Annotated in this window: 22 protein-coding genes; 9 read left to right on the forward strand and 13 right to left on the reverse strand. The window is 44.5% G+C overall.

What is annotated here, in order from left to right:
- Positions 1-27: 27 nt before the first annotated feature.
- From R7R24_RS07195 to R7R24_RS07215, 5 genes are all read right to left on the reverse strand, one after another.
- Positions 28-639, reverse strand: a complete 612-nt coding sequence (locus tag R7R24_RS07195) for a CDP-alcohol phosphatidyltransferase family protein (protein ID WP_054577935.1) — start codon at positions 637-639, stop codon at positions 28-30.
- Complete coding sequence (locus R7R24_RS07200) at positions 632-1,279, reverse strand: ATP-binding cassette domain-containing protein (protein ID WP_054577934.1); 648 nt, start codon at positions 1,277-1,279, stop codon at positions 632-634. Before R7R24_RS07200 ends, R7R24_RS07195 begins: the two co-directional genes overlap by 8 nt.
- Positions 1,245-2,954, reverse strand: a complete 1,710-nt coding sequence (locus tag R7R24_RS07205) for an ABC transporter permease (protein WP_054577933.1) — start codon at positions 2,952-2,954, stop codon at positions 1,245-1,247. Before R7R24_RS07205 ends, R7R24_RS07200 begins: the two co-directional genes overlap by 35 nt.
- Positions 2,955-2,963: 9 nt before the next feature.
- Complete coding sequence (locus R7R24_RS07210) at positions 2,964-4,124, reverse strand: ABC transporter substrate-binding protein (protein ID WP_042522009.1); 1,161 nt, start codon at positions 4,122-4,124, stop codon at positions 2,964-2,966.
- Between the two features lie 435 nt (positions 4,125-4,559).
- Complete coding sequence (locus R7R24_RS07215; RefSeq protein WP_005378077.1) at positions 4,560-5,006, reverse strand: META domain-containing protein; 447 nt, start codon at positions 5,004-5,006, stop codon at positions 4,560-4,562.
- A gap of 184 nt (positions 5,007-5,190) precedes the next feature.
- Between R7R24_RS07215 and R7R24_RS07220 the strand changes: the two genes are divergently transcribed.
- Positions 5,191-5,439, forward strand: coding sequence for a DUF1289 domain-containing protein (locus R7R24_RS07220; protein WP_005378062.1), 249 nt, complete (start codon positions 5,191-5,193; stop codon positions 5,437-5,439).
- 135 nt (positions 5,440-5,574) lie between these two features.
- On the opposite strand, the gene R7R24_RS07225 is transcribed toward R7R24_RS07220, so the two are convergent.
- Both R7R24_RS07225 and ushA read right to left on the reverse strand, forming a co-directional pair.
- On the reverse strand, positions 5,575-5,796 hold the full coding sequence (locus R7R24_RS07225; RefSeq protein WP_005386686.1) for a hypothetical protein: 222 nt from the start codon (positions 5,794-5,796) through the stop codon (positions 5,575-5,577).
- A 415-nt stretch (positions 5,797-6,211) separates the two neighbouring features.
- Positions 6,212-7,900: a bifunctional UDP-sugar hydrolase/5'-nucleotidase UshA gene (gene ushA / locus R7R24_RS07230; RefSeq protein WP_042522004.1), complete on the reverse strand. Its 1,689-nt coding sequence runs from the start codon at positions 7,898-7,900 to the stop codon at positions 6,212-6,214.
- 758 nt (positions 7,901-8,658) lie between these two features.
- Here ushA and R7R24_RS07235 point away from each other — a divergent pair.
- A complete protein-coding gene (locus R7R24_RS07235; protein WP_054577932.1) occupies positions 8,659-9,174 on the forward strand; it encodes a GNAT family N-acetyltransferase in 516 nt (171 codons plus the stop codon).
- Positions 9,175-9,320: 146 nt separating this feature from the next.
- Here R7R24_RS07235 and rplY read toward each other — a convergent pair whose 3' ends face one another.
- From rplY to R7R24_RS07260, 5 genes are all read right to left on the reverse strand, one after another.
- Positions 9,321-9,599 (reverse strand): 50S ribosomal protein L25, encoded by a 279-nt coding sequence (rplY, locus tag R7R24_RS07240; protein WP_005378066.1) that lies wholly within the window; start codon positions 9,597-9,599, stop codon positions 9,321-9,323.
- 283 nt (positions 9,600-9,882) lie between these two features.
- On the reverse strand, positions 9,883-11,232 hold the full coding sequence (locus R7R24_RS07245; RefSeq protein ID WP_005378071.1) for an ATP-binding protein: 1,350 nt from the start codon (positions 11,230-11,232) through the stop codon (positions 9,883-9,885).
- A complete protein-coding gene (locus tag R7R24_RS07250) occupies positions 11,222-11,881 on the reverse strand; it encodes a response regulator transcription factor (RefSeq protein WP_005378073.1) in 660 nt (219 codons plus the stop codon). The genes R7R24_RS07245 and R7R24_RS07250 overlap by 11 nt, the downstream gene beginning before the upstream one ends.
- A 76-nt stretch (positions 11,882-11,957) precedes the next feature.
- A complete protein-coding gene (locus tag R7R24_RS07255) occupies positions 11,958-12,323 on the reverse strand; it encodes a PepSY domain-containing protein (protein ID WP_372008595.1) in 366 nt (121 codons plus the stop codon).
- 155 nt (positions 12,324-12,478) lie between these two features.
- Positions 12,479-14,230, reverse strand: coding sequence for a DEAD/DEAH box helicase (locus tag R7R24_RS07260; protein ID WP_021707635.1), 1,752 nt, complete (start codon positions 14,228-14,230; stop codon positions 12,479-12,481).
- A gap of 121 nt (positions 14,231-14,351) precedes the next feature.
- Between R7R24_RS07260 and rsuA the strand changes: the two genes are divergently transcribed.
- The 3 genes from rsuA to R7R24_RS07275 all read left to right on the forward strand — a co-directional run bounded on the left by rsuA (position 14,352) and on the right by R7R24_RS07275 (position 17,354).
- Complete coding sequence (rsuA, locus tag R7R24_RS07265; protein ID WP_005388670.1) at positions 14,352-15,053, forward strand: 16S rRNA pseudouridine(516) synthase RsuA; 702 nt, start codon at positions 14,352-14,354, stop codon at positions 15,051-15,053.
- Positions 15,054-15,489: 436 nt separating this feature from the next.
- Positions 15,490-16,692, forward strand: coding sequence for a Bcr/CflA family multidrug efflux MFS transporter (locus R7R24_RS07270; protein ID WP_206946636.1), 1,203 nt, complete (start codon positions 15,490-15,492; stop codon positions 16,690-16,692).
- A complete protein-coding gene (locus R7R24_RS07275; RefSeq protein WP_005378053.1) occupies positions 16,692-17,354 on the forward strand; it encodes a DUF2913 family protein in 663 nt (220 codons plus the stop codon). Before R7R24_RS07270 ends, R7R24_RS07275 begins: the two co-directional genes overlap by 1 nt.
- A 30-nt stretch (positions 17,355-17,384) precedes the next feature.
- Here the strand turns inward: R7R24_RS07275 and R7R24_RS07280 are convergent, their stop codons facing one another.
- The gene (locus R7R24_RS07280) at positions 17,385-18,836 is read right to left on the reverse strand and encodes a DUF2867 domain-containing protein (RefSeq protein WP_054577931.1); all 1,452 of its coding nucleotides are present in this window, start codon (positions 18,834-18,836) and stop codon (positions 17,385-17,387) included.
- Positions 18,837-18,930: 94 nt separating this feature from the next.
- Between R7R24_RS07280 and R7R24_RS07285 the strand changes: the two genes are divergently transcribed.
- The 4 genes from R7R24_RS07285 (at position 18,931) to R7R24_RS07300 (ending at position 24,724) form a co-directional block, all read left to right on the forward strand.
- Positions 18,931-20,307, forward strand: coding sequence for an MATE family efflux transporter (locus tag R7R24_RS07285; RefSeq protein ID WP_318119476.1), 1,377 nt, complete (start codon positions 18,931-18,933; stop codon positions 20,305-20,307).
- A 187-nt stretch (positions 20,308-20,494) separates the two neighbouring features.
- Positions 20,495-21,166, forward strand: a complete 672-nt coding sequence (locus tag R7R24_RS07290; RefSeq protein WP_170890565.1) for an ABC transporter ATP-binding protein — start codon at positions 20,495-20,497, stop codon at positions 21,164-21,166.
- Positions 21,147-23,600: an ABC transporter permease gene (locus tag R7R24_RS07295; RefSeq protein WP_170890566.1), complete on the forward strand. Its 2,454-nt coding sequence runs from the start codon at positions 21,147-21,149 to the stop codon at positions 23,598-23,600. Before R7R24_RS07290 ends, R7R24_RS07295 begins: the two co-directional genes overlap by 20 nt.
- Positions 23,600-24,724: a lipocalin-like domain-containing protein gene (locus R7R24_RS07300; protein WP_191115712.1), complete on the forward strand. Its 1,125-nt coding sequence runs from the start codon at positions 23,600-23,602 to the stop codon at positions 24,722-24,724. The genes R7R24_RS07295 and R7R24_RS07300 overlap by 1 nt, the downstream gene beginning before the upstream one ends.
- Positions 24,725-25,007 lie beyond the last annotated feature (283 nt).

A 25,007-nucleotide genomic window follows, 5' to 3' on the forward strand; every position in this document is an offset into this window, starting at 1 on the left:
TAAGGAAACGCGATTGTCTAAGCAGTATTAATGATCGTTAAGCGTATGAAACCCTGAATAAATACGTGTAAAAGTAGTAAACCAGCATGCCGCGCCAAAGATATACGCGATGACGGCAAAGTGTTGCGGTAGCAAACAAAATAAAACCAAGCAGCCAATGGTTTCTGTACCTTCGGTTAAGCCGCTCATGTAGTAAAGCGATTTGTTTTTATATACCGGATTATCGATGCCTTGTTTTCCTGCCATGATGGCAAAAGCCAAAAAGCTACTACCAGTGCCGATGAAGGAAAAAATCAAAAATGCGCCTGCAACGGCATTGTGCTCTGGGTTGGCAAGCACAAAGCCAAAAGGAATCAACGAATAGAACAAAAAATCTAAGCTGATATCAAGAAAACCACCCGCATCGGTAATGCCTTGAATCCTTGCCAGTGCACCGTCTAACCCATCACAGATTCTGTTCAGCAAAATAAACAGCAACGCCAACAAGTACTGTTCGGCGATCAAAGCAGGCAGGGCAAAACAGCCAAGCACAAAACCAAATACTGTCGTCTGATTTGCAGTGATACCACATTTATCGAGATATTTCGCACTGAGTGCCAGCGGTTTGCGGATGAGCTTTATACTCAGGCTATCAAGCATGATTTGTCTCCCACGGCCAGTTTAGGCAGCGGCTGCCATCAGGAATATCGTCTTCATCGTGCGTTACCATCAAAGTAGGGATGTTCGCTTGCTGCAATTGTTCGACCACCCAATTGCGAAATTGCACGCGCAGGTCTTTATCCAGCTTGCTATAGGGCTCATCAAGTAGCGCAACTTTTGGCTTTGCTAGCAGCATACGAGTCAATGAGATACGGGCACGTTGCCCTCCCGAAATTTGGTCAGGAAAGGACTCTGCTAGTTTGGTCAATGAAATGTTCTTCAGTGCTTGCATAGCGTGAGCTTTACGCTCTTCACCTTTGATTGAGTTTGGTAGCGCGAAGGCAAGGTTCTCCCACACCGTTAAATGAGGGAAGAGCAAATCGTCTTGGAATAGAATACCGACCTGACGCTTATGGGCAGGGAGGGCATCCAACTTTTCGTTATCAAGCGTAATGGATCCAGAGTAGTAGAACTCGGCGGATAGGTGCCCGGCAATGGCATCCAACAAAGTGGATTTACCACAACCGCTAGGCCCCATCAGGGTAACGATTTCACCTTTTTCTACGGTCATATTGAACGCCGAGAAAAGCGCGTCGCCATTGGTTTTACGGATGGCGAGGTTTTCGAGACAAAGACTCATTCAGTAGTAAACCTTTTATAGACAAGCGGCGATACTTTCTGTGCAAGTGGCTAAGCAGTATCGCAAAAGAGAAGAACAAGAATGGCAGCAGAGCTTGCCAAATGGCGTAAATAGCGGTGACACGTCGGTCAAAACCACTGGATAGTGCAACGGCTTCGGTTGTGATGGTGCTAATGCGCCCAGCCCCTAGCACTAATGTAGGTAGGTATTGCGCTAGGCTGACACTAATACCGACAGCCCACGCGAATGCAATTGCAGGCAGGAGGATTGGCAGTTTCACTTTTAACCAAGCTTGCATCGGTGATTTACCCAAGCTGAGTGCGACGCGAGTTAAGCCGTTATCGAAGCTGCGCCACGGACCGTCTAGCGAGAGGTAAATAAATGGGAACGCAAAGAATACATGCGCCCAACATACCCAAAAGAAATACGCGTTACTGTTTAAGTACAGCGTCACTACTTGCATACCGAATAGCACGGATAGCTGAGGAATCAGCATTGGGATGGCGATGATGTAACCGGGCACCTGCCAGCGATAACGGAGACGATACTCATGTGCTATTAAAGCAAGAACTAGCGCGACAGTCGCGCTGATTAGGGCGATTGACATACTTTGTTCTAGAGTCCCTAGAATACTGTGCCATTCGTATTCCAAAAAACGCAGGCTGTAACGGCTTGGGAGCAAATCTGGAAAGCGCCAACGTTGGGCAAAGCTCCACAGCACCATGAGTGGAATCATTAGAAGTGCAAGTAGCGCAATCAGTGAAAATAGGGTTTTACCGGGTAAACGAAACCCGTTTCGACCAGAGTACTGCCAGCGTTTGAAGCCTTTGGTCGTTAACCATTCCACCAATCGAGCGAAACCAATCAAAAGACTAGCCATCACAAACAGTATTACTGCCCCAGCGGCCGCTCTTGGTAGGAGCGATAAATCTGGATCGTTAAACCATTGCCATACCAAAACCGCAAACGTCGGCGGGTTGGTAGGGCCAATAATCAGGGCGACATCGACAACGGACAAACTGTAAGCCAATACCGCCAGCATTGGGAAACGAAGTTTTGCTAACCATTGCGGAAATACGCATTTCCACCACGCTTGCGCCGAACTATAGCCCATCGAGTGACTGACTTTTTCAACCTTATCGACTTTCAATTGCTGAAGGATCGGAATACTCATCAACAATAAAAACGGCACTTCTTTAATCGCTAGCATGATGACCAAACCGAGTGCATGTGGGTCTTTAATCAGCAATGCTAAGTCATTCACCGTTTGTGCATTCGGGTCGTAACCAAACAGTTGGTTGAGAACACGAACGCCCATACCCGTTGGGGCAAATAAGAACGCAAAGCCAATGGCAAAAGCGACGTGCGGCATAGCGAGAAGTGGGGAAAGGCTAACTTCAATTTTTCGCCAAAACTTGCTGCCCCAAGACGCCTGTAGAATGGCAAACGTGATGAAGCAAGCCAAGTAGCTACTGAAAATGGCGGAGTAGAAAGTAAGCCCGATGGATGTCCAAACACCTTCCCAATCAAAGACGGCATTGAAGCCATCAAAAGAAAAGTGGTGTAGACCGATAGGAGGTACATAACCGAGCGCAGAGACCACCACTCCAAATAGTCCCGGAATGGTAGGCAAAATACAAACTGCGATAATGACTAAATACAGCGCTCTTAACATGGATTCTTACTAATTCCCGTAGCGTTTCAACCATTCTTTTTCTAACGCCGCTTGCCAACTTGGATGTGGCTCAGCGATAGATTTGAATTGTTGAGTGTTTTTGGCCGAACCAGTTAGGTATTGGTTGCTTAGTACCGAAGGGTCGCCCCAGATGTTTAGGTTACCTTTGCGAGACTGTGCTTCAGGGCTCAATAAAAAGTTTATCGCAACTTGTGCACCAGCACTGGCATTTGCGTTCCAAGGAATCGCTAAAAAGTGGATATTTGAGAGTGCTCCTGCGTCCATTGCGTACGCTTTGGTGCTCTCTGCAAGATTACCGCTCGACTGCGCAGAGAAAACCGCGTTCGGGTTAAAGGTAATCGCCAGGTCAGTCTGACCATCATCTAGTAGCTGAAGGGTTTCTGCTGTACCGCCTGGAAACTGCTTACCACCGCGCCAAGCGACTTTATGGAACTCATCTAGATAAGACCACAGCGGTTGAGTGACTTGCTCAAACGTGTCATCGGTAACTGGTTGTTGCAGCTCAGGGGCGTTGTTAGACAGTTCAATGAGTAATGCTTTGATAAAGCTTGTGCCATGAAACTCTGGTGGTCGAGGGTAAGTCAGGCGATTCGGGAACGCTTTTGCATAGCTCAGCATTTCTGCGAATGATTTTGGAGGGTTATGGAGGGTTTGCTCGTCATGGATAAACACTAATTGTCCTACTCCCCAAGGTGCTTCTAGACCTTCTGTTGGCTCGGAGAAGTCCACATCAATTGGTAGAGATTTATCCACATATTGCCAGCTTGGCAAACCTTCGACAAAAGGACCAAATAGCAATTGGTTGTCCTTCATTGATTTGAAGTTTTCGCCATTGATCCAAACCATATCAACACTGCCACCGCTGTTTTTGCCTGCCGCTTTTTCTGCGATAAGTCGAGTAGTGGTCTCAGAAATATCAGTTACTTTAACGTGGTTTAGCGTCACGTTATAACGTGATTTTAGCTCTCTACTCGCCCACTGTATGTAGCGATTAATTTCTTGGCTTCCGCCCCAAGCATGAAAGTAGACGGATTGCCCGTCGGCTTGTTGTTCGATTTTTTGCCATTCGCTATTCACTGATGAATCGGCAAAAGAAGGTGTCGCAAAAGTCGTGGCTAAAATGCCAATGCTGCTGAGTAGCTTTTTCATATCTATTCCGTGTTATGTCTTTTGGTTCTTGCTTTCGTTTCTATTGACGTTTTCGCAAGTCGTTCCGCTCTGTTACAAGGATAGTAATTCATCTCTCTCTATTATCAATGCCAATCCCAAACGGAATCACTCATTGATTCAAAGAATTACTCTCAATGTGAAGCAAAACGAATAAAGGACAAATTTGGTGTCATTTTAGGAGCGGACCGTTTGTTTGAGGATATTCTTTCAAGTAATTGAAAATTATTGTCCCCAGAGATATGAATAGGTTGTTTTACAGAGCAAAATTGATGTCTAAAGCATGGAATTGAGGGCGAAAAGAGAAAGAAAGTTGGCCATTTAAATGACTTTAGCATGCATGACTAACGATTCATCGATATAAAAAAAGCAGCCGTTTGGCTGCTTTAAGATACTATCTGGTTTACTTAGTTGGGATTAGTTTACCCAGTCACGTAGTGTAAACGTCAATTCGTGATCGGCACTTTTCAGAACAAGACCATCTTTAGTTAGCGTGATATCGCTCCAGTTAGATAGTGTTTGTGTCATTGCGTTTTCGATCTTCATTTGATCTTCCATACACATCTTCATGGTCATGCCCATTTTTTCGATGCGTAGTTGGTTGTTTTTCAGCTCGGCTTGACCGAAGAAGTTGTTACAACCTGCGTTGCCGTTTGCGGTTAGATTTTCACCGATTTCTAGGCGAGCCGCTTTTTGGTGTTCGTCTAGAACGATATTTTTGCCATCAACTTGAACAAGTTCCCAGTTGTGGTGCTGCAAATCTTGAGCCGTTATTTCTTTCACATCATCACCGTTGCTAGCACAAGCAGTCATAAGAACAGGGAGAGAGATTGCTGTAACTAACGTTTTTAGGCTAAGCTTCATTTTATAGACTCCGTTTTTATAAACGCGGTAAGTATAAGTAATAAAACACTGTTTTTGTCAGCATAAGGTTATGGTTTCGTATGTTTTTGACATAACGAAGCATATAGCAAGTTTTGTTGCTGACTAATCTTCTCATTATTTAAACTAGGCCAATACGCCCTAATATGGAAAGAGCGGTTTTAGTATGGAGCAACTGGAGTTTTTTACTGTCCCAAGCCCTTGTGTTGGAGTATGTACCTCCGATGAAAAAGGGTATTGCAAGGGGTGTATGAGAAAGAGAGAGGAAAGGTTTAATTGGCTTAACTTAACCCCCGCTCAGCAGTTGCACGTTATTAAGTTGTGTCGTCAAAGGTACAGAAGAAAGATGTTGGCAGGGAAGACGAAGCCAGAACAGCTTCAAGATGAGTCATCGCCTCAACAAGACTTATTCTAGAACTCTTGTTCAGTCTGTGGGGTTACGCCTTCGCTTTCGGTTCTGATTAGGCTTTTACATATTCCCGGTCCGGCAAGGTGTCCTTTAAGAACCGGGAATCTCCTATCCATTTTCCCTATAAAGCGGTAATTGGCGTTATTTCATCGACCAACGGTCGCTAACCCAGCCTCCCGCTTGTTCGTCGAAGTGATTTCCTGAAAATCGATGATTGAATTCAACATCTAATTTACTTGTTGGGCGTTCATCCATGAGTTGATGAATGTATCTCGCCATAGGATCCGTACAAGCTTCACGCTCTCTACGGGTAACTACTTCTTTGATCATTTGGAGTCTGTAGCTATTGCTGGCTCGTTTCATTTTTGACCTCCAGAACTCGATGGCAGCAGTTTGAACACATTGACGTCCAGATCGCTGCTCATTAGTGTGCGCGTGGAGGCACATCACCATCGTTTGAAGTCCAAAGACAAATTGTTTGAGAGCAGTGTTTGTAACGCCATTCACATCTTTCTCAGAATCATTGACTGTGCGATTGAAAATGTTTCGCGAAATTTAGCCGATGAACCTGCATATTTAAAAGACCTTATCAAACATAGAAGCCCAACACAGGGGCGTCAATAACACAAATGAACAATTTTTGAACATATTGTGAAGGTGGAGAGTTTTCAGTAATTTATCGAAAATAAAAAACCGAAGCACAAAGCTTCGGTTTTAAGGAAAGCCCTGACGAAATTGCTTGTAAAAGCTCTTAGCGCCAGGGGTAAGGTGTTGAGTATTAGCTACCAGTTGCAGGACAGCCTTTTACTGGTTGGCCATTACTGAAGTATTTGATGTTCTCTAAGTTCTTGTCGTAGTTATCCGCAGAGATTTGTGGGTTGTTTACGAAGAACTCGCGCAAAACGTATGCATCAGTTAGCTGTGTAGATTGAACATCGATGATTGGATAGTTATCGCCACCAGCAGCACTGAAGCTGATTACAGAGAATGTGTACGTTTCGTTTAGATCGAAGCCTTTATTGTTAATATCGGTAATGGTTACTGAGCCAGCATCACAATTTACATCTAAAGTGATGTTATCTAGTTGAGCGTAAGCACCAGACCCTGCAGATTTCGTCGCAACCACGTCTAGGTATTCTTTAACTTCTTTACCTGTCATAGTTGCTTTAGTCACGAAGTTACCAAATGGCTGAACCGTTAGTACGTCACGGTAAGTGATATCACCATCTTGGATTGAATCACGCACGCCGCCAGAGTTCATCACACCAAAGTCAGCATTTACCGTTTTGTAAGTACGGTATGCCTCGCCGAGTAGGTGACCTAGGTTAGTTTGTTGAGAGCGAACTACGTTACGATCACCTTCTAACTTACCCGTCGTATTAGAAATCTTCTCATCTAATAACTCTTGACCTTGTTGTTGGTATGGCAGTAGTAACGCTTTTACTGTTGCATCTTGTTGAATTCGTTCACCGATAACTTCATCGTTTTCGTCTAGAAGGTTTACAGGAATCAGTGCGTAGTTTGCTAAGTGAAGCTTGCCGTCGTAGTATTCGAAGTCTGCACGACCCACATATTTACCCCACTCATGCGCTTGCATAATCCAAGTACCTTTTTGTTGGTCTGGGGCACAATCATCCCCAGGTTTGAAATCAGCATACTCATTGGTACCTGGTTCCATACATACAGGGTTTTGCGAGTGACCACCGATGATAGCGTTTAGCTGTCCTTCTTCAAGAGAGCGAGCGAGTTTAACGTCACCTGGTGCTTCACTACCGTTTTTGCCATCTTCGTAGTGACCCATGTGCGTCGTTGCAAATACTAGGTCTACCTTTTCGTTCTCTTCGATTTCCTTCAGTACCTTTTTGATTTCTACTTGAGGGTCTTCGAAGTGGATGTTTGATACGTTGTCTGGATTGACTAGCTTCGCAGTGTCTTGCGTTGTTAGACCAATAACAGCGATCTTAAGGCCGTTGATAGTAAATACTTTGTAAGGGTCGAAGTAACGCTCGTTTGTATCTTTTTTATAGATATTCGCAGCCAGCATAGGGAAGTCAGCTAGCTCGGCTTGCATATCGAGAATATCTAGTGAGTTATCAAATTCGTGGTTACCGACAGCCATTGCATCGTAACCAAGTAGGTTCATCCCTACGAAGTCTGGAACCGCATCTTGCATGTCTGATTCTGGTACGCCGGTATTAATATCACCGCCAGATAGCAGAATGGTTTCACCGCCTTTTGCTTCGACTTCTGCGCGGATAGATTCGATTAAAGTGTGACGCGCAGCCATGCCGTATTCGCCGTCGCTGTTATGCCAAAAGCGACCATGGTTATCGTTAGTGTGGAGAACGGTGAACTTAGTACAAGAATCTGCAGTCTCGCAGGTTACTGGAGAATTGTCGCTGTCTGAGCCGCATCCTGCTAGCGCAGCGCCCACTGCCACTACCAAAAGAGATTTGGAAAACTTCATAAGGGATCCTTTCTTTGTGATTTTGTTATTGTTACGGCGTGAAATATACGGAATTAATGTGAAACTTTAGTGATCTATCTCTTATTTATACTTCTATCGGAGAAATGAATTAATAAGCCTGCAAACTACGTCTATAAATAAACAGAATTGGTATTTAGTATTTATTTTATATCGCTAGCTCTATTTTTTGTGAGGTAGTTAATTGAATGTGTGTTGTTTGTGTGAATCAGTGCGCATTTTTGCGAAGTATTACACTGATTTTGGTGATTATTTTGCCAAGTTTATGTTTTTCCTAATAGGCATGACACAAATCGTTATAAATTTTCGCTCTAATGATGAGGGGTGGCGGTTTGTATGCATAATGAACAGCACAGAACTTAAACTCATTTGATCATGGCTTTATTCTGCCTAACTCTATCAAAAATTGTATTTATCACTTTACTATAATTGCGATCGTTTAGAAATCTTATGCTTTAGGCATCGTTTATTTATCCTCATCCGATACCTTATCGTGCTTATTCCGCATTTGACACTCGAGTGTTTAAACAAATAGGTTCAACCTAATGAGTCAAAATGAAAAGTAAATAATGGACCGTTCTTCTTCGAATATTATGATGTGAACTATCATTTAATTAATGAAAATGAAAATGAAATGGATTAATGTAAAGCGTTGCGACTATAGCTGTTATCTTTGAGCTTTGGTTTAAAGGGTAGGGTTAAAAGAATTTGTAAGTGGTGAACGCTAAGAAAGGATGCTTATGAGATACACAGTAAGGGACGCACTCAAAAAGGAGGTAGCCCAAATCGCCAAGATACACGTTGATTCTTGGCAGGTGGCGTATAAAGGATTAATGCCAAAGAGCTACATAGAGCAGTTTACGATTGAGCGTCGAGAAAGGATGTGGGCGCGAGTGATGACGGAGCAACTGGCCCAATTGATCGTAGTTGAGAGGCAAGGAGAAATTGTTGGCTTTTTAAGTTACGAGTTACCTAACCACACCAGCGAAGATAAAACGGCATTAGTGACATGTTGCTACGTTACGCCGCTACATTATGGGCAAGGAGCAGGAAGTGCACTGTTAGATGAGTTAGAGACACGTTTGCTCTCTACGTCAGTTATGCAGATCAATTTGAAAGCACTGGATACTAATCAACATGGGCTTAACTTTTACAAGAAGTGTGGTTTTGTGCGTACTGGAGAGGAAGAGTCGGAAGTGATTGAGAGTATGACGCTGACCGATCTCACTTTAGTGAAGTATATTGCCCGTTCATAAATCAAATGTTATATGCCAAATATAGTAAAACCCCGGAGGTGGTAAGACTCCGGGGTTTTGAAATTTTTAGATGTCTCGGTTGGTAAGTCCGATTATCTTTTATGCAAAAGGTTTGGATTTAATCCGATTAATTCCTTGGTAGGGAATTAGATGCGGATGAAGTCCATGTGTTCAACTTTTGGCTTGAACGCGTGACGTTGAACGTCTTGTGGCTTAACCTTAACTTCTTTGCCATCGATAACTAGAACGATGCCTTCGTAGAATTCAGGCTTGTCCATTTGGTTTACGATGTCGTCGTGGTTAAGAACGATAGCTACTGCTGCTTCTTCACCGCCGTATACAACTGCAGGGAATTTGCCAGCGTGACGTAGGCGGCGGCTCGCACCTTTACCTAGTTCAGTACGTACTACTGCTTCGAATTTCATAGTATTTACTCTCAAATTAGTAAAAATCAAATGTTCACAATCAACAATGCGACCTTGTTGTTCGTGGTAAAGCTTGAAACAGGAACTGTTCAAGCGAGCGCGGATACTATCATTCCACTTATAAATGGGCAACCCAAATCGTATCCAAATCAACAAAAAGGTATGATTTAGCGGGGTGGAAGGCTATCCCTTTTAACGCTTTGCTTGGATTTTATTCACATCGACTTCATTTTCATCGGTTTACTGATCAAGGTCCGAAGAACAAAGTTTACTGTTATATGCTTTATGTTCGGCTGAGATGTAAGACTAAAGATGCTTTTAATCCACCTAAAGCGCTTGTATCCAATGTTAATTGACCTCGGTAACTGTGTGCCATTTCACTGACTATGTTTAGACCAAGACCTGAGCCAGGGGTTGTTTCATCCAATCTAACTCCTCTCTTGATTACTTGACTCAGTTTCTCTTTAGGGATGCCTGGCCCATCATCTTCAATAATGATGTGTATATTTTCCTTATCCTGAGAGGAGTGCACACGAATCATGCTGTTGGCCCACTTATAGCCATTTTCTAGCAAGTTACCTAGCATTTCATCGAGATCGGTCTGCTCTACTGCTACATTCAGCTCTGAATCAAGTTCATTAATTAAGGTAATGCTTCGGCTCGCATACACTTTATCAAACGCCATTGAGATAGCATCCACACGATCTGCTGGGTTCGACTTCACTGATAATATGTTCATCGATCCGGCCATACGGGCACGACCCAAATGGTAATCGATATGGTCTTGTATTTGATTGATTGGAGCTCGGAGACGGGATTGTGCCTCAGGTTCTAACGTCTGAACTTCATTTTTTAGAACAGAAAGTGGCGTTTTAAGTGCATGAGATAGGTTACCTGCATGATTGCGAGCTCTCTCTAGTAATTCTTGGTAATGGAACAGCAGAGCATTGAGGTCGAAGATTAGAGGAGAAATCTCTTTTGGGTAGGTTTCTTCTAGACTCTTTTTATTACCAGACTTCAGCTCGGCTAATTCTTTTTGTAGCTTTGTAAGCGGACTCAATGACCAAGCAATTTGCAGTAAAATGACGGTAAGTACGCCCGCGAATAATAAACCCAAAATAAGCCAAAGTTGGCCGATTAACGTCTGAAGGGTATTTTTAATGGGCTCTTCGTCAATACCAATAATAATGTGAATAGGACCATCGTAATCAGGAAGATACAGCGCTTTTTCTAGCGTAATTAGTTTTTCGCCTCTTGCTCCATACGCATCTTTATCCAAACCTTTGTATTCGATTTTTTTGTCCCACAACGAACGAGAACGTTCGAGGCTTGCCTCTGTAGAGGCACTCCAATACAAACCACTGTAAGGTCGGTTAAATCGAGGGTCTGATAGCTGAGCTGCGAGTGAAAGATGCCCGGTGTTATCGACTTCTAACTGTGCGGCGACTTCATCCATAAAAATGCTGAGCTGTGAGCGAGTGTCATCAACCATATAGTTGTAGACCTGCGTCGGTATCGTCACACCAGCGGCGAGGATCATTGCTGTTAACCAAACGATCGCCGCTAAAACGAGGCGACTTTTGATACTCAGTCGTTTTATTGCGTTCAACGGTAGCCTGTTTCTATTCGGCATTTAATTGGTATCCCAACCCTCGGACGGTTTTGATGATCTTTGGTGCGATTTTTTTGCGAATTCGGCCGATAAAAACTTCGATTGTGTTGGAGTCACGATCAAAGTCTTGTTTGTAAATGTGCTCGACGAGTTCGGTTCGAGAAATCACTTTTTCCGGGTTATGCATAAAGTAAGCGACCACTTTATACTCTAGCGCCGTCAAGCTTACCGCTTGACCTTGCCACATGACTTTAGAAGTGCGTGTATCCAAGCTCAAGTCGCCAATTTGCATCACAGGAGAGGCATTACCAGAGGCTCTTCGCAGCTGTGCACGAATACGAGCGATAAGCTCAACCATTTCAAATGGTTTAGTTAGGTAATCGTCTGCACCTGCGTTTAAGCCTTCAACTCGCTGCGTTAGGGTGTCGCGAGCGCTTAGAATCACGACAGGAGTATTAATGTTTTCATCTCTGATGCCTTTTAGGACGGTAAGACCATCCAGTTTTGGCAAGCCGAGGTCGAGAACAATGGCGTCCCATTCTTCCGAAGTCGCGCGATACAGAGCGTCTATGCCATCTTGGGACAATTCTGGTACCCAGCCGGTACTTTCTAATGTTTCGATGATTTGCTCGCCTAAACGAGGATCATCTTCAACAACAAGTATTTTCATATTGATGATTCTTATTATGTTTGGATTTTTATCGAAGTAAGCTACGCATCGCGTCTGGATTACGCATTAGACAAGTTTAGTTGTTTTGCGGCTTTAACGCTTTGTTAAAGCTGCGACCTTTGATCTCAAGCATTTCCAGCGTGGCGGCGTCGTACTCAACTTTCAGGACGCTATTGTTGTACAGAATTTTCAATTCATACACCCAAGCATCATCATCTTCTTCAAGCTCGACCTTGATGATGCGGCCGTATAGGTCGTTTTCTACTGCGGCGTAAAGCTCCGAAAATGGTCGTATATATCCTTGTTGAACCGCGCGATAGACCTCATCTTGATCTTCATCGAATTCGATGCGTGTTCCTGGCTTTTCGACATCTTGCACGATGGCGTGGCCATTTTGTGATGTGTACTCGTTGCCATGCTTGGCAAAACTTGGTGCACACATGAATGTCGTGATAAGGCCGAAAAGTAACGCAGAATGTAGAGAAGTCGTTGCTTTATACATAGTCAAACCTTTTCTGGATCGTTAGCCGCAGTATATCGGATATAGATGAACAGAGAGTGAATCAGCTAATTAAGTTTTGCCATGTGTTGTGGATGTTATTTCAACTCATCTTCAAAAATTTTATCTCGCAGCTTCCAAAAGCGACCAGATTTTCTAGCAATAACAAACTGAGGCAAACGGAAACGATGTTGATTAGCGACAACGCGTGTCGGTGAAGCCTCTTCAAAAGGGCGATGCTTGTCTGCTAAGTGGGGGCGTACGAACTGATCTTTAAACGTTTGTTTTTGTTTTTTGGTACTCAATGACCAAAACTCATGAACTAACGCATTGCCTTCGCCTTGGTATGGTTCACCAGAATACGTCACCTTTAGCTGAGATTTACCATCACTGGACTTAAATACAGATAGGTCCATTTCTGTGCATTCAAAGATTAATGCATCTTTGAGATTAAGGGCTTCTTTTAGCTTTTTATCTGGGTCTACGAGCGTCGCATCACACTCATGACAAATTCGTGCAGCGATATCGTTGTCCGCACCACATTCACCGCAGTATTTGGCGCGAAAACGGTAGCCACAGTGTTCACGTTCGCCTGTGTCTTCATCTTCAAAGTAACCTTGGCAACGTCTGCCAAAGTGTTCAACCAAGAAACCGTTACTATCCAACTTACCCCAGAAGTTGTTATTGAATCCGCAAGCCGGGCAAGGAATCGTGATAATTTCACTGTCAGAGTCTGGTTTTGGATCACCGACTTCAGGTTGGTATAAATCGTAGCTGTTGCCTGCGTAATCAAGCACTAAACATTCTGATTTTCCGTCTGATAAGCGTAATCCTCGTCCTACTATCTGCTGGTACAGACTGACTGACTCTGTTGGTCGCAAAATCGCGATTAAATCGACATGCGGCGCATCAAACCCGGTTGTCAGTACCGAAACATTGACTAAGTATTTTATTTGACGATTCTTGAACGCTTGGATGATCGCATCGCGCTCCGGCGTAGGTGTATCACCAATGACGATTTCAGTTTCGCCTTCTGGCAATAAACTGTGTATCTCCTGTGCGTGTCGAACAGTTGCAGCGAAGATCATGACACCTTGACGCTCTTTCGCATATTGCATGATTTGCTCAACAATTTGTGGAGTCGCACGTTTGGCTTTATCGATCACCATGTCCATTTCTGCTTCTTTGTAGCGTCCGGTGTTAGCGGGCTTCAGCTGAGAGAAGTCGTAAGACAAAACGGGCGCATCCATCATGCGGGCTGGAGTGAGGAAGTTTTCGTCGAGCAAGTAACGGATCGGCAGTTCGAAAATACAATCGCGGAAGAATCGAGGCTCTTCGGTTCGCACTTGACCTCGGGTGTGATACTGATAAATCCAGCCCATTCCTAAACGATAGGGCGTTGCAGTTAGTCCCAGCACCTTAATGCCAGGGTTCAGTTCTCGTAAGTGAGTAATAACTTTTTGGTAGCTGCTGTTTTTGTCATCTGGCACACGATGGCACTCATCAATAACGAGCAGAGAAAACTGGTTTTTGAACGAATCTAAGTTACGTACGACCGATTGAACCGAAGCAAACACGACTTGCTGGTCAGTTTCTTTTCGTCCCAATCCTGCTGAGAAGATGGAACCTTTTAAACCATAACCTTCATACTTTGCGTGGTTTTGCTCGACCAGTTCTTTTACGTGGGCGAGGACTAACACTCGTCCTTTCGCAAGGCGAGCAAGTTCTGCGATCACCAAGCTTTTTCCTGCACCGGTTGGCAGCACGATCACTGCTGGTGTCGAGTGTTTACGAAAGTAATGAATAACGGCTTTAACCGAGTCGGCTTGATAAGGACGAAGTGTGTACATGAAAATATGTGAAATTGCTCAACTATTCGAACGAGGAACGCTATAATACCTGACTTTTATACCCAAGTGACCTTTAAACCAAGATTTAGAGATTACTTGGGTATAATTCAATGAGGTATTCATGCGTTTAGATAAATATTTGTGTGACGCTCTGGGTGCAACACGCAAACAGGCAACAAAGATCATCAAAAGTGGAGACATCACCGTTGACGGTGAGGTTCAAAAAAGTGGTGCATTTAAAGTACCTAAAGGTGCGGAAGTGATGTGGGAAGACCGTGTTATTGGTGCTCCTGGTCCTCGTTACATTATGTTGTATAAGCCTGCTGACTTTGTTTGTTCACATGAAGATGGCTACAACCAAACTGCATTCGCATTGCTTGATGAGCCTAAAATTGAAAACCTTCACTTTGCGGGCCGATTAGATGTCGACACAACTGGTTTAGTGTTGATTACGGATGATGGTAAGTGGTCTCACCGTATTACCTCACCTAAGCATAAGTGTGAGAAAACGTACCGTGTTTGGCTCGTCGATGCTATTCAGCCAGATTACGCGGAAAAGCTCGAACAAGGCATCATTTTGCGCAATGAATCAGAAGCAACATTGCCCGCTCGTTTGGAAATCGTGAACGAGGCCGAGAATGAAGTATTGTTAACTATCGTGGAAGGTAAGTATCACCAAGTGAAACGTATGTTCGCGGCGTTAGGAAATAAAGTTGAGTACTTACATCGTGAGCGTATTGGTTCTATCGAACTTGATGAGGCACTAGAACCAGGTGATTATCGCTACCTCACGCAAGAAGAAATTGATTCTATTTGGAATTAATTGTCGGCATGGGAAATTCTTTAGTTCCTAATAGGAACTAGTCTTTTGGTAGGAATTGGCTCAAAATAAATTTTCCTACCAAAATTAGTGCCTAGACAATTCCGGTGTGCTTACTCATCTCAGTGATATGCCTTTGCATTTAGCTGATGCATGCATACTCTTATTGCAAAGCCTTCGGCTACGGTGAATGGAATGATGGTGTCAACGCCATCATTTTTACTGCATTGTGTTTGTTTCCCATAAACACATTTCGCTTTCACATGCTTTTCTATGTCGAGTTCGTCAAGGTCACACCTTGGTACATATTTGCCCTTATGATTCTCGAACGTTGGATAGAACAGGTTTTTGGCTTCTACATTCAGCGATATGAGAACTTCCGTTATTTTCACTTTGTTCTGCAAGTATTGACGGTAGGGCTCCAACAAGAGGTAAAAGAATGATAGAAAAAGCTCAAAGTGCTCCGCAATCCCAAATCAGTTTTCTATTGTTTCTGGTACTAGGAGCGATTGGTGCTTTGACGCCTTTGGCGATCGATATGTATTTGCCTGCGATGCCGACAATAGCGAAAGATTTGGGGGTCGCGCCTGGCGCGGTTCAGATTACGTTGACGGCTTATACCGCGGGTTTTGCGATCGGCCAGTTAATTCACGGGCCGCTTGCCGATAGCTTTGGTCGCAGACCTGTGTTGATTTTAGGCGTACTTTTCTTCGGCTTGGCTGCTGTTGTGAGTGCGACAACAAATGGCATTGATGCGCTGTCCTATGTACGTACGGCACAAGGTTTTGCTGGCGCGGCAGCGGCGGTCATTATCCAAGCCGTCGTGCGTGACATGTTTGACCGTGAAGACTTTGCACGCGCAATGTCCTTCGTTACTCTGGTCATTACTATTGCGCCGTTGGTGGCACCGATGATCGGTGGCCATCTCGCGATTTGGTTTGGTTGGCGTTCCATTTTTTGGGTACTAGCTATTTTCGCTGTAGTTGTGATTTTTCTCGTACTTTGGAAAATCCCTGAAACGTTACAGCCTGAAAATCGTCAGCCTCTTCGTTTCCGCACGACGCTGAGAAACTACGCCAGATTATGCTCCAATCCTGAAGCGATCGGTTTGATGCTCTCAGGTGCGTTTTCATTTTCCGGAATGTTTGCATTTTTGACGGCGGGTTCGTTTGTTTATATTGATTTATATGGTGTTCGACCAGACCACTTTGGTTACCTATTTGGTTTGAACATTGTGGCGATGATCATCATGACCAGTATTAATGGTCGCTTGGTGAAGAAAGTGGGTTCCCATGCCATGCTTCGTTTTGGGTTGTTCGTGCAACTTTTGGCGGGGATTGGTTTATTCGTAAGTTGGTTAATGGACTTCGGATTATGGGGCATTGTGCCTTTTGTTGTGCTGTTTATCGGTACATTGTCGACGATAGGTAGTAACGCGATGGCGCTGCTTTTAAGTGGTTACCCATCAATGGCGGGTACGGCGTCGTCTCTAGCGGGGACATTAAGATTCGGTATCGGTTCATTGGTTGGTGCGCTGGTGGCATCACTGCCCGGGAATGTTGCTTGGCCGATGATCATCGTGATGTTTGCTTGTTCTGTGCTTTCAGCACTGTTTTATTGGACTTTAGGAAGAAAGGCGTAATGTCGAATTACACCAAAGAAATTCAAAACTTGGTTAACTCAGCACTTGAAGAGTTAGATCAAGAGCATCGCTCAGGTAAGTTAGCCAATGCCCCTGTTGCGAATAACCATTATTTAGTGCGTTGGGTAACAAAGGCGCTAAAATCACAACGTTTCGGACGTACGGTAGGCGATGACTTAACGCGTTGGCAAAAAGCAGGTCGCTCAAAGGGGAACGATGCTGGTTTGTTGTTTATCTTCAAGCGTATTTCTGCTTTTTATGCGCAATTCTTCCCTGAAGGTGAAGACTCCAAAGTGTTCAAAGATTCAGATATTGAGTCTTTTCTTGATTTGATGGAGCAAGCAGGCTGGGAAGTCTCAACATCTGAGCAACTGATTGGGTGCGGCAAAGTACAAATCTTCACTGAAGGTCAAAACTCTTTAGCGTTATGTGCAGACCAATGCGAAAGCTGTTTTGATGGCGAGTTGCTCGTAAAGCCAATGAGTTGGTTTGTACGCGGCAATCATGCTGAGTTTGTTGAGAAAGCAGCGCAAGCGGGCTTTATGGTTCATAAGGTAACAGACTACAAATCGATGGTGAAATACCATGGCGAGTACCTTATTTTTCCAGCAAACGAAGGCAACCAGTTAGCCGAAATTCCACTCTCGTTCAAAGCTGACTAAAGTGACATTGTGAGTGTTTAGAAGCCCCTGTTATTGGGGCTTTTTGTTTTCTAAACGGTTTGCTTCTTTCGCGATGGCTTTGACCATGCCTTTAAATATGAAAAGATGGGCTGGCATCATTGCAAACCAATAAAGCAGCCCAAGAAACCCTTGCGGGTGCCACCAGGCGGTAATATCCAGCTCTCGTTCGTCACCGAGATCTTTGATGGTAATTTCTAAACGCCCAAGGCCTGGGCCTTTCATACCAAAAAACAGTGAAAGAAACTGATTATTATCGCAGCGAATCACTTTCCAAGAGTCAATAAAATCACCGACTTTAAGCTCTGGTCCAGGAGGAGAAACGCGAATCGGTTTTCCGCCACCAAAAAAGATATCGAGCCATTCACGTGTACGCCACAAGATGTTGGCAAAGTAATAGCCTTTTTCGCGACTCCCGATCTTTTGCGCCACTTTCCATAATGCCGCAGCGGAGGCATGAGTTTTAATGCTCGCTCCAGCTTGTTTTGGGTAATAGCCATATCCTGGTTGCCATCGACGAAGCGCTGCGGGTTCAAACCCCCAGACATTACTGCGTACAAATGTGCCTTCATCTTGAATGGTATCAGTTACCGCTTGCTCGTAGCTGATCAGCGTTTGAGGAAATCGTTCTTCAATCGCTTTGGAGTCTGCAATGTAGTCGTGCTCTAAGCCCGCAAGTAATGCTTTACCGATACTAGTTGGCACTGAGGTAACTAAACCTAGCCAGTACGATGCCATTTTCGGAGTAAGTAGCGGGGTCGACCACAGCCGATACGGCTTGTTCGTGATTCGGCAAATGACTTTGAACTGTTCGCGGTAGCTAAGTGTATCTGGCCCACCAACTTCATAAATGTGACTTTCTTCTGGAGAGGGGGCTTCTGCTAACTTCAATAAATAGTGGTTGAGATTGGGCAAGGCAATAGGGTTCGCTTTTGAGTCGACCCATTTAGGCGCGATCAAAATAGGTAAGTTGTAGACAAAGTCACGCATGATTTCGAAAGCGGCAGAGCCGGGGCCGATGATAACGCCAGCACGCAATTCAGTTACTGGAACACCAGACTGTCGAATTATTTTTCCCGTGGCTTTACGAGCGGCTAAATGGCGAGAGTTTCCGGTTTGAGGTTGAATGGCACTCAAATAGATAACATGCTCGACGGAGCTTTGTTCCAACGCATATTTGAAGTTCAAAGCAAGGTTTAGTTCGTACTCAACAAAGTCATCACCTTGAGCCATCCCGTGCACGAGAAAAAATACTAAATCAAAATCGTTCACTACAGCCTTCGTGGTCTCTGCGTCAGCCAAGTCGAGATACCTTAACGTTAAATTAGGGTGAGGCTGAGTTCTTGACTCTAAATAATCAATATGTCGCGCCGCTGCTGTGACGGCGTAACCTTTATCTAAAAGTAACGGAAGAAGTTGAGAGCCAATGTAACCCGAGGCGCCTAGCACCAACACCTTTTTCATTATCTGTCCTTTTATCGTTGGTGGAATAAACACCACAGAGTATAATCATGAGACACTTTCCCCATTCTATCAATAAGTTGTCGTTGGAGCGCTTGTGACTTTTCTTTCTCAACTCTCAATACACGCAGATAAAGCATTCTTACGTCGTTTATTTGCAATCGCGTTACCAATTACACTGCAAAGCATGATGTTTTCAAGCCGAAGCCTCGTCGATGTTCTTATGCTTGGTCAACTTGGTGAAGCAGAAATTGCCGCAGTTGGAGTTGCTGCGCGCGCGACTTTCGTCACCACCATTATGTTAGTTGGGGTGACAACGGGTGGTGCATTGTTAACCGCTCAATATTGGGGGGCTGGCGATAAAGTTGGGGTGCGTCGCAGTACCGCTTTAACATGGATGATCGCAATGATGTTTGCTGCGATTGCTGTTGCTTTGTTTGTTGTTTTTCCACAGCCCATCATGAGTTTGACTACCGATTCACAAGAAGTGATTGAGCTAGGGGCCAGCTATCTCATTATTTCGTCGGTTAGCATGTTTACTGTTGCATGTGTGGCCAGTATGTCGGTGGGCCTAAGGGCGATGCACCAACCAGGCTTAAGCACTTTTTTTAGTGGTATAGGCATTTTATCTAATGTGTTTCTTAACTGGGTTTTAATTTTTGGTCAATTAGGCTTTCCTGCTCTGGGTATTACGGGAGCAGCGATCGCAACGGTAATCAGTGGCGCGATCGAAGTAGGTTGCCTGTTTGGTTATCTATGGTTGAAAAAACACATAATCGCATTTGGTTGGGATGATATACGCGCAGGATTGGTCTTAGATAAAATTACGCGTTTCTTGAGCCTCTCTTTGCCAACCACATTTAACTTCTTGGCGTGGGCTGGTGGGCTGTTTGCTTATCACGCCATCATGGGGCAAGCAGGCGTACAAGGTTTGGCGGCACTTTCCGTAATGACACCTGTTGAGTCGATCGCATTGGCGATGATGATTGGCTTATCGAATGCGGCTGCAGTTCTAGTCGGGAACCAGCTCGGCGCTCGTAATTTTGAACCCGTTTATTATCAAGCATGGGCTACGGTCATTTTGAATGTGCTTATCGCATTTGTGGTCGCCATCTTGTTGATAGTGTCAAATCAATGGATCCTTAATGCGTTTAGTGCACTGACAACAGACACTCGCGAGCTAGCTGAACAGTTTATGGTGATTCTAGCGTTGGGTGTCGTGTTACGCTCGGTGCCGATGATGGCGATTGTTGGTGTATTACGCGCGGGCGGTGATGTTAAGTTTTGTTTGTATCAAGACATCTTGGCGCAGTGGGTGATCGGGATTCCACTCGCAGCATTTGCAGCGATTTATCTCAATTGGGACCCACAATGGGTTTACTTACTCTTTTTGACGGAAGAAGTTGTGAAGTGGGCGATTTGCTTGCCAAGAATGGTTAGCCGAAAATGGATGAAAAACCTGATTGGCCAGTAAGGAGGAACAGAGTTTATTTTGGCTGCAAAAATCTGCTCAAAACGTCAACAAAATTAGCAACAGAAAGTGAATCGAGTTGCATTTGTACTTCCATAGTGTGATCAAGCATTCAAAATACTTTCTACTAACAGGATTTTAGTGTAGATTCTGATCCCAATTTTTAAACACCATCCGAGCGGCATAATCAATGTTAAAACTGTCAGACCTATGTAAAGGCTATGTAGACGGGGGAGAGTTTCACCCTGTATTACAAGGGGCAGAATTAACATTGCAGCAAGGCGACCAAGTTGCTCTGATGGGAGAAAGTGGTTCGGGTAAAAGTACTCTGCTGAATTTAATCGCCGGATTAGATACTGCTGACTCTGGTGAAGTGCAGTTTCCAAATTTTGCTATGCATGAAGCACCGGAGCATTTAAGAACCCTTTATCGCCGCAACAATATTGGTAATATCTTCCAACAATTCAACCTGCTTCCTACACTTAATATTGCCGACAATATTCGTTTTTGTCGTCAGTTAAAAGGTCTGCCGGAAGATAAAGAGTTGTGGCGTCAAATTCTTTCTGCTTTGGACTTAATGCCATTGCTAGGACGTTATCCGGAAGAGGCGTCTGGTGGTCAGCAACAACGTGCGGCGATTGCTCGCGCCCTTTATATGGAACCCAAAATCCTGCTTGCTGATGAGCCAACTGGTAGCCTAGACGAGCGAAACGCAGAAGCAGTAATGCGCTTATTAACGAGTCTCGCTCGCCAATTGGAGTGTACTTTGCTGTTAGTGACGCACAGTGAAAAAGTGGCCGCCCATATGAAAGGAAAGATTCGACTTCAAGGAGGGCAGCTACATGTTATGGCCCGTAGTTAAGGCACTACTCGGTCATTACCGTCGTTACCCTCTACAAATTATTCTTGTCTGGCTGGGATTAACTTTAGGCGTGTCCCTCCTTGTTGGTGTTACTTCTATCAACCAGCATGCAAAACAAAGTTATGCTACTGGGGAAAAGCTTTTCTCCAATCCTTTGCCATACCGAATCCGAACGAAGCACTCTGCCAATAAAATTCCTCAAGGTTTCTATATTCAGTTACGTCGAGCTGGGTTCAACCAATGTGCACCGTTTGACGTGCTGCATCTAGATGCCAAGACCGATATGAGCCTGATGTTGGTGGGGATAGATCCTGTCGCGATGATCCCACTACAACAAGGAAAACCGCTAGGTGAGATGCCTGTTTTATCACTAATGAAGCCTCCTTATCCTATTCTCGTTAGTCAAGATTTGGCCGCTTACATGAGTTGGCAGGATGGGGACTTCATTGAGATGAATGACGGAAGCCGTCTTGGGCCTATTCAAGTAGATAAGGACAAGATGCTTTCGGGTACTCGGCTGGTTACTGATATATCGTTGTTGCGTATGCTCAAGCGGAGCTCAGGTTTGTCTGCGATTTCTTGTGGCGAAATGCCAGAGGAAAAGCTGATAGCACTGAAAAACATGTTGCCAAACGGAATGACGCTCGTTAGGAATACGCGTACTGAGCTTGAGTCGCTAACTAACGCATTCCATATGAATCTCACCGCGATGGGAATGCTGTCGTTTTTGGTCGGGTTGTTTATTTTTTATCAAGCGATGTCTCTGTCTTTCATCCAGCGACAACGTTTGGTAGGTATTTTGAGACAGACTGGTGTTAACGGAACACAGTTAGCGCAAGCCTTATTGCTAGAGTTGTCTTTGCTCGTCTTTATTGCGTGGGCGTGTGGTAACTTTTTTGGCTTGATCTTAGCGAATGAACTTATCCCAGCAGTGTCTTCGAGCCTGAGTGATTTGTATGATGCCAACGTAGGTTTAACCATAGGATGGTCATGGCAATCTAGCTTATATAGCCTAATCATGGCAGCGATGGGTGCGTTGATATCGTGTCTGTGGCCATTAATCCGTTTGCTGAAGTCACAACCAATCCGCCTTTCTTCTCGACTGTCGCTAATGCGATTTGCTGGAAGAGAGTTCTCTTGGCAGGCGCTTGCGGCATGTGCGTTTTGTGTCGCTGCAATAGCGGTATATCAGGCGCCGAAAACACAAGAAACCGGCTTTGCAATTATTGCGCTGATGTTGGTTAGTGTGGCGTTGTTTATGCCATTTATTATGTGGCATATGTTCCAAAGTTTTTCTTATACCATGCGATGGGTTCGTGTCCGTTGGTTTTTTGCTGATGCAGCAGCCAGCATGAGCTATCGCGGTGTGGCTACGATGGCGTTTATGTTAGCGCTGGCGGCAAACATTGGTGTAGAAACAATGGTCGGAAGCTTTCGAGATACAACCGATAAGTGGCTAAATCAGCGATTAGCCGCTGATGTGTACATCTATCCGACCAACAATTCAGCCGCTAGGATGAGCGCATGGCTCCAGAATCAGCCAGAGGTGAACTCGGTTTGGTGGCGCTGGGAAAAAGATATGCCGACCGAGCACGGTGCTCTACAAGTTGTAAGTACGGGCTCTTCTGAAGGTGAGTTAGACTCACTTACCGTCAAGTTAGGTGTCCCAAATTACTGGTATCAACTGCACGCTACCAAGAGCTTAATGGTCAGTGAGTCGATGGCCTTGAAGCTGGATATCCGCCCTGGCGATTTCATTAACTTGCAAGAACCGCTTGGTGGTGATTGGCAAGTCGTAGGCGTTTACTACGATTATGGAAACCCATATAACCAGGTGATGATGTCGCACCGGAATTGGCTGTATGCATTTGCAGGTACGGGTAATGTTGGTCTTGGCGTAGTATTAAAAGATAACGTCAATGGAGAAGGGCTGAAAAATCGCTTAGAGAATGTATTCCGTCTCCCGCAAGATCGTGTGTTTGATAACGGTAATATTTATAGCCAAGCAATGAGAGTGTTTGATCATACCTTTGCGATAGCAGGAACCTTGGGCAATATCACGCTGATTATTGCCGTGTTTGGTTTATTCTTTGCGACGTTGGCAGGAGAACTTTCACGGCAGCGGCATTTTTCCTTATTAAGGTGCATGGGTGTGTCCGGAAAAGAACTTGTCGTATTAGGTGGTTTGCAGCTATTCGTCTTCGGAGCCATTTCTGCGATTATTGCAGTGCCGCTCGGCTTGGCGCTCGCACATTTGATCGTTGATATTATCATTAAGCAATCATTTGGCTGGTCTCTAGAGCTTCAAACGATTCCATGGGAGTATGCTCAAACCATTGCTTGGGCGATGCTTGCCATCATGGTTGCTGGCGCATTGCCAGTTATTAGAATGATCAAAAGTACACCGATGAAGTCATTAAGGGACGCGTTGTAATGAAAAAAATGGGCTCTAAAAAACGCTTGTTGGTTTCAACGCTCATTGTTGTTACGTTCGCTTTTCTGACTGGGGCTGCTTTTTACTCAACTTTTTGGTTAGAGGCGACAACAACACGAGAAAGCGAACTTGATTCTATCTTAACGCGTGAAAATCAAACGATTTTCGAGCCTGTACTACCTAATGAGCATGTCTCTTTACCCTCAGACTTTCGCTTTCATCCCGAGTATCAGCATGAATGGTGGCACTACTTTGCGAAACTAAAAGATGAGCAAGGCAAGATCTACAATGTTCAATGGAGCTATTTCAGGGTTGCGACGGACGAGCGAGAAACCAGCGGTTGGCAGAACCCTCAATTGTACATTTCACATGTTGTCGTCAGTCATGGCTCGCATGTATGGAAAGAGCAACGGGTAGCTAGAGGTGGGATAGGCCAAGCTGGTATGATCAATCGTCCTTTCAGGTTATGGATTGATAATTGGACTTGGCGATCACTCGGTGCGACGCCTTTCCCGGGCAACTTGAATGTGAATACTGATACGTTTGGACTTAAGCTCAATACCATGACAAACGGCCCCTTTGTGGTGAATGGAGACAAAGGCTTCCAAGTTAAACATGCGTTGCAATCTGTTGCTTCTTTCAGCTTCAGTGCTCCATTTTTAAAAGTAAAAGGCAGCTTAAGCTTAAATGGTAAGCGATTCTCAGTGACGGGTTCTGCTTGGGCGCAAAAAGAGTGGGGCAGCGGCTTAATTGGTGAGGGGCAACAAGGCTGGGATTGGTTTGTTTTCAATTTAGATGATGGTCGAGCATTAACTGTTAGCCGTTATCGTCACCATGGGCAAACACCGCACGTATTTGGCACGTTGTCGACACGCTCAGGTAAAGTCATCAACCTCTCAGACGATGATATCAGTATTAAACCAATGCAAGTGACCAGTTTATCCAATGGAAGAAGGTTACCTTTGCAGTGGATTATCAATATTCCGAAGCATCAAATTAACTTGACTACCCGCATTATCAAGTCAGATATGTGGCTACCCTTTGTAATACCTTACTGGGAAGGGCCTACTTTAGCTTCCGGCTCCAATGAAGCTTGGGGCTTTATGCAGCTGACAGGCTATTGAGTTGTGAAGAAAACCACCCCCTACGGGTGGTTTTTTAGTGCGCGAAGCTTCCTGGCTTTTTCTCAAAAGTACGGGGTTATCATGATGGTACAAGCCGTGTTATGCTGATTTTCTCATCATCTTGATAAATATTTGGTGCGACAAAAACAAATACGATCTCCGATCAAAATTGAGTGTTATGTTGGAAAATACGATGTATAGTAAACTTAACATCGAAAAAACCGAAGTTTATACTCTGAAGAAGCGATTATTCTAAAGTTTTCGACAGCTATACACTCTTATC

It is taken from the genome of Vibrio sp. 704, from assembly GCF_033339295.1.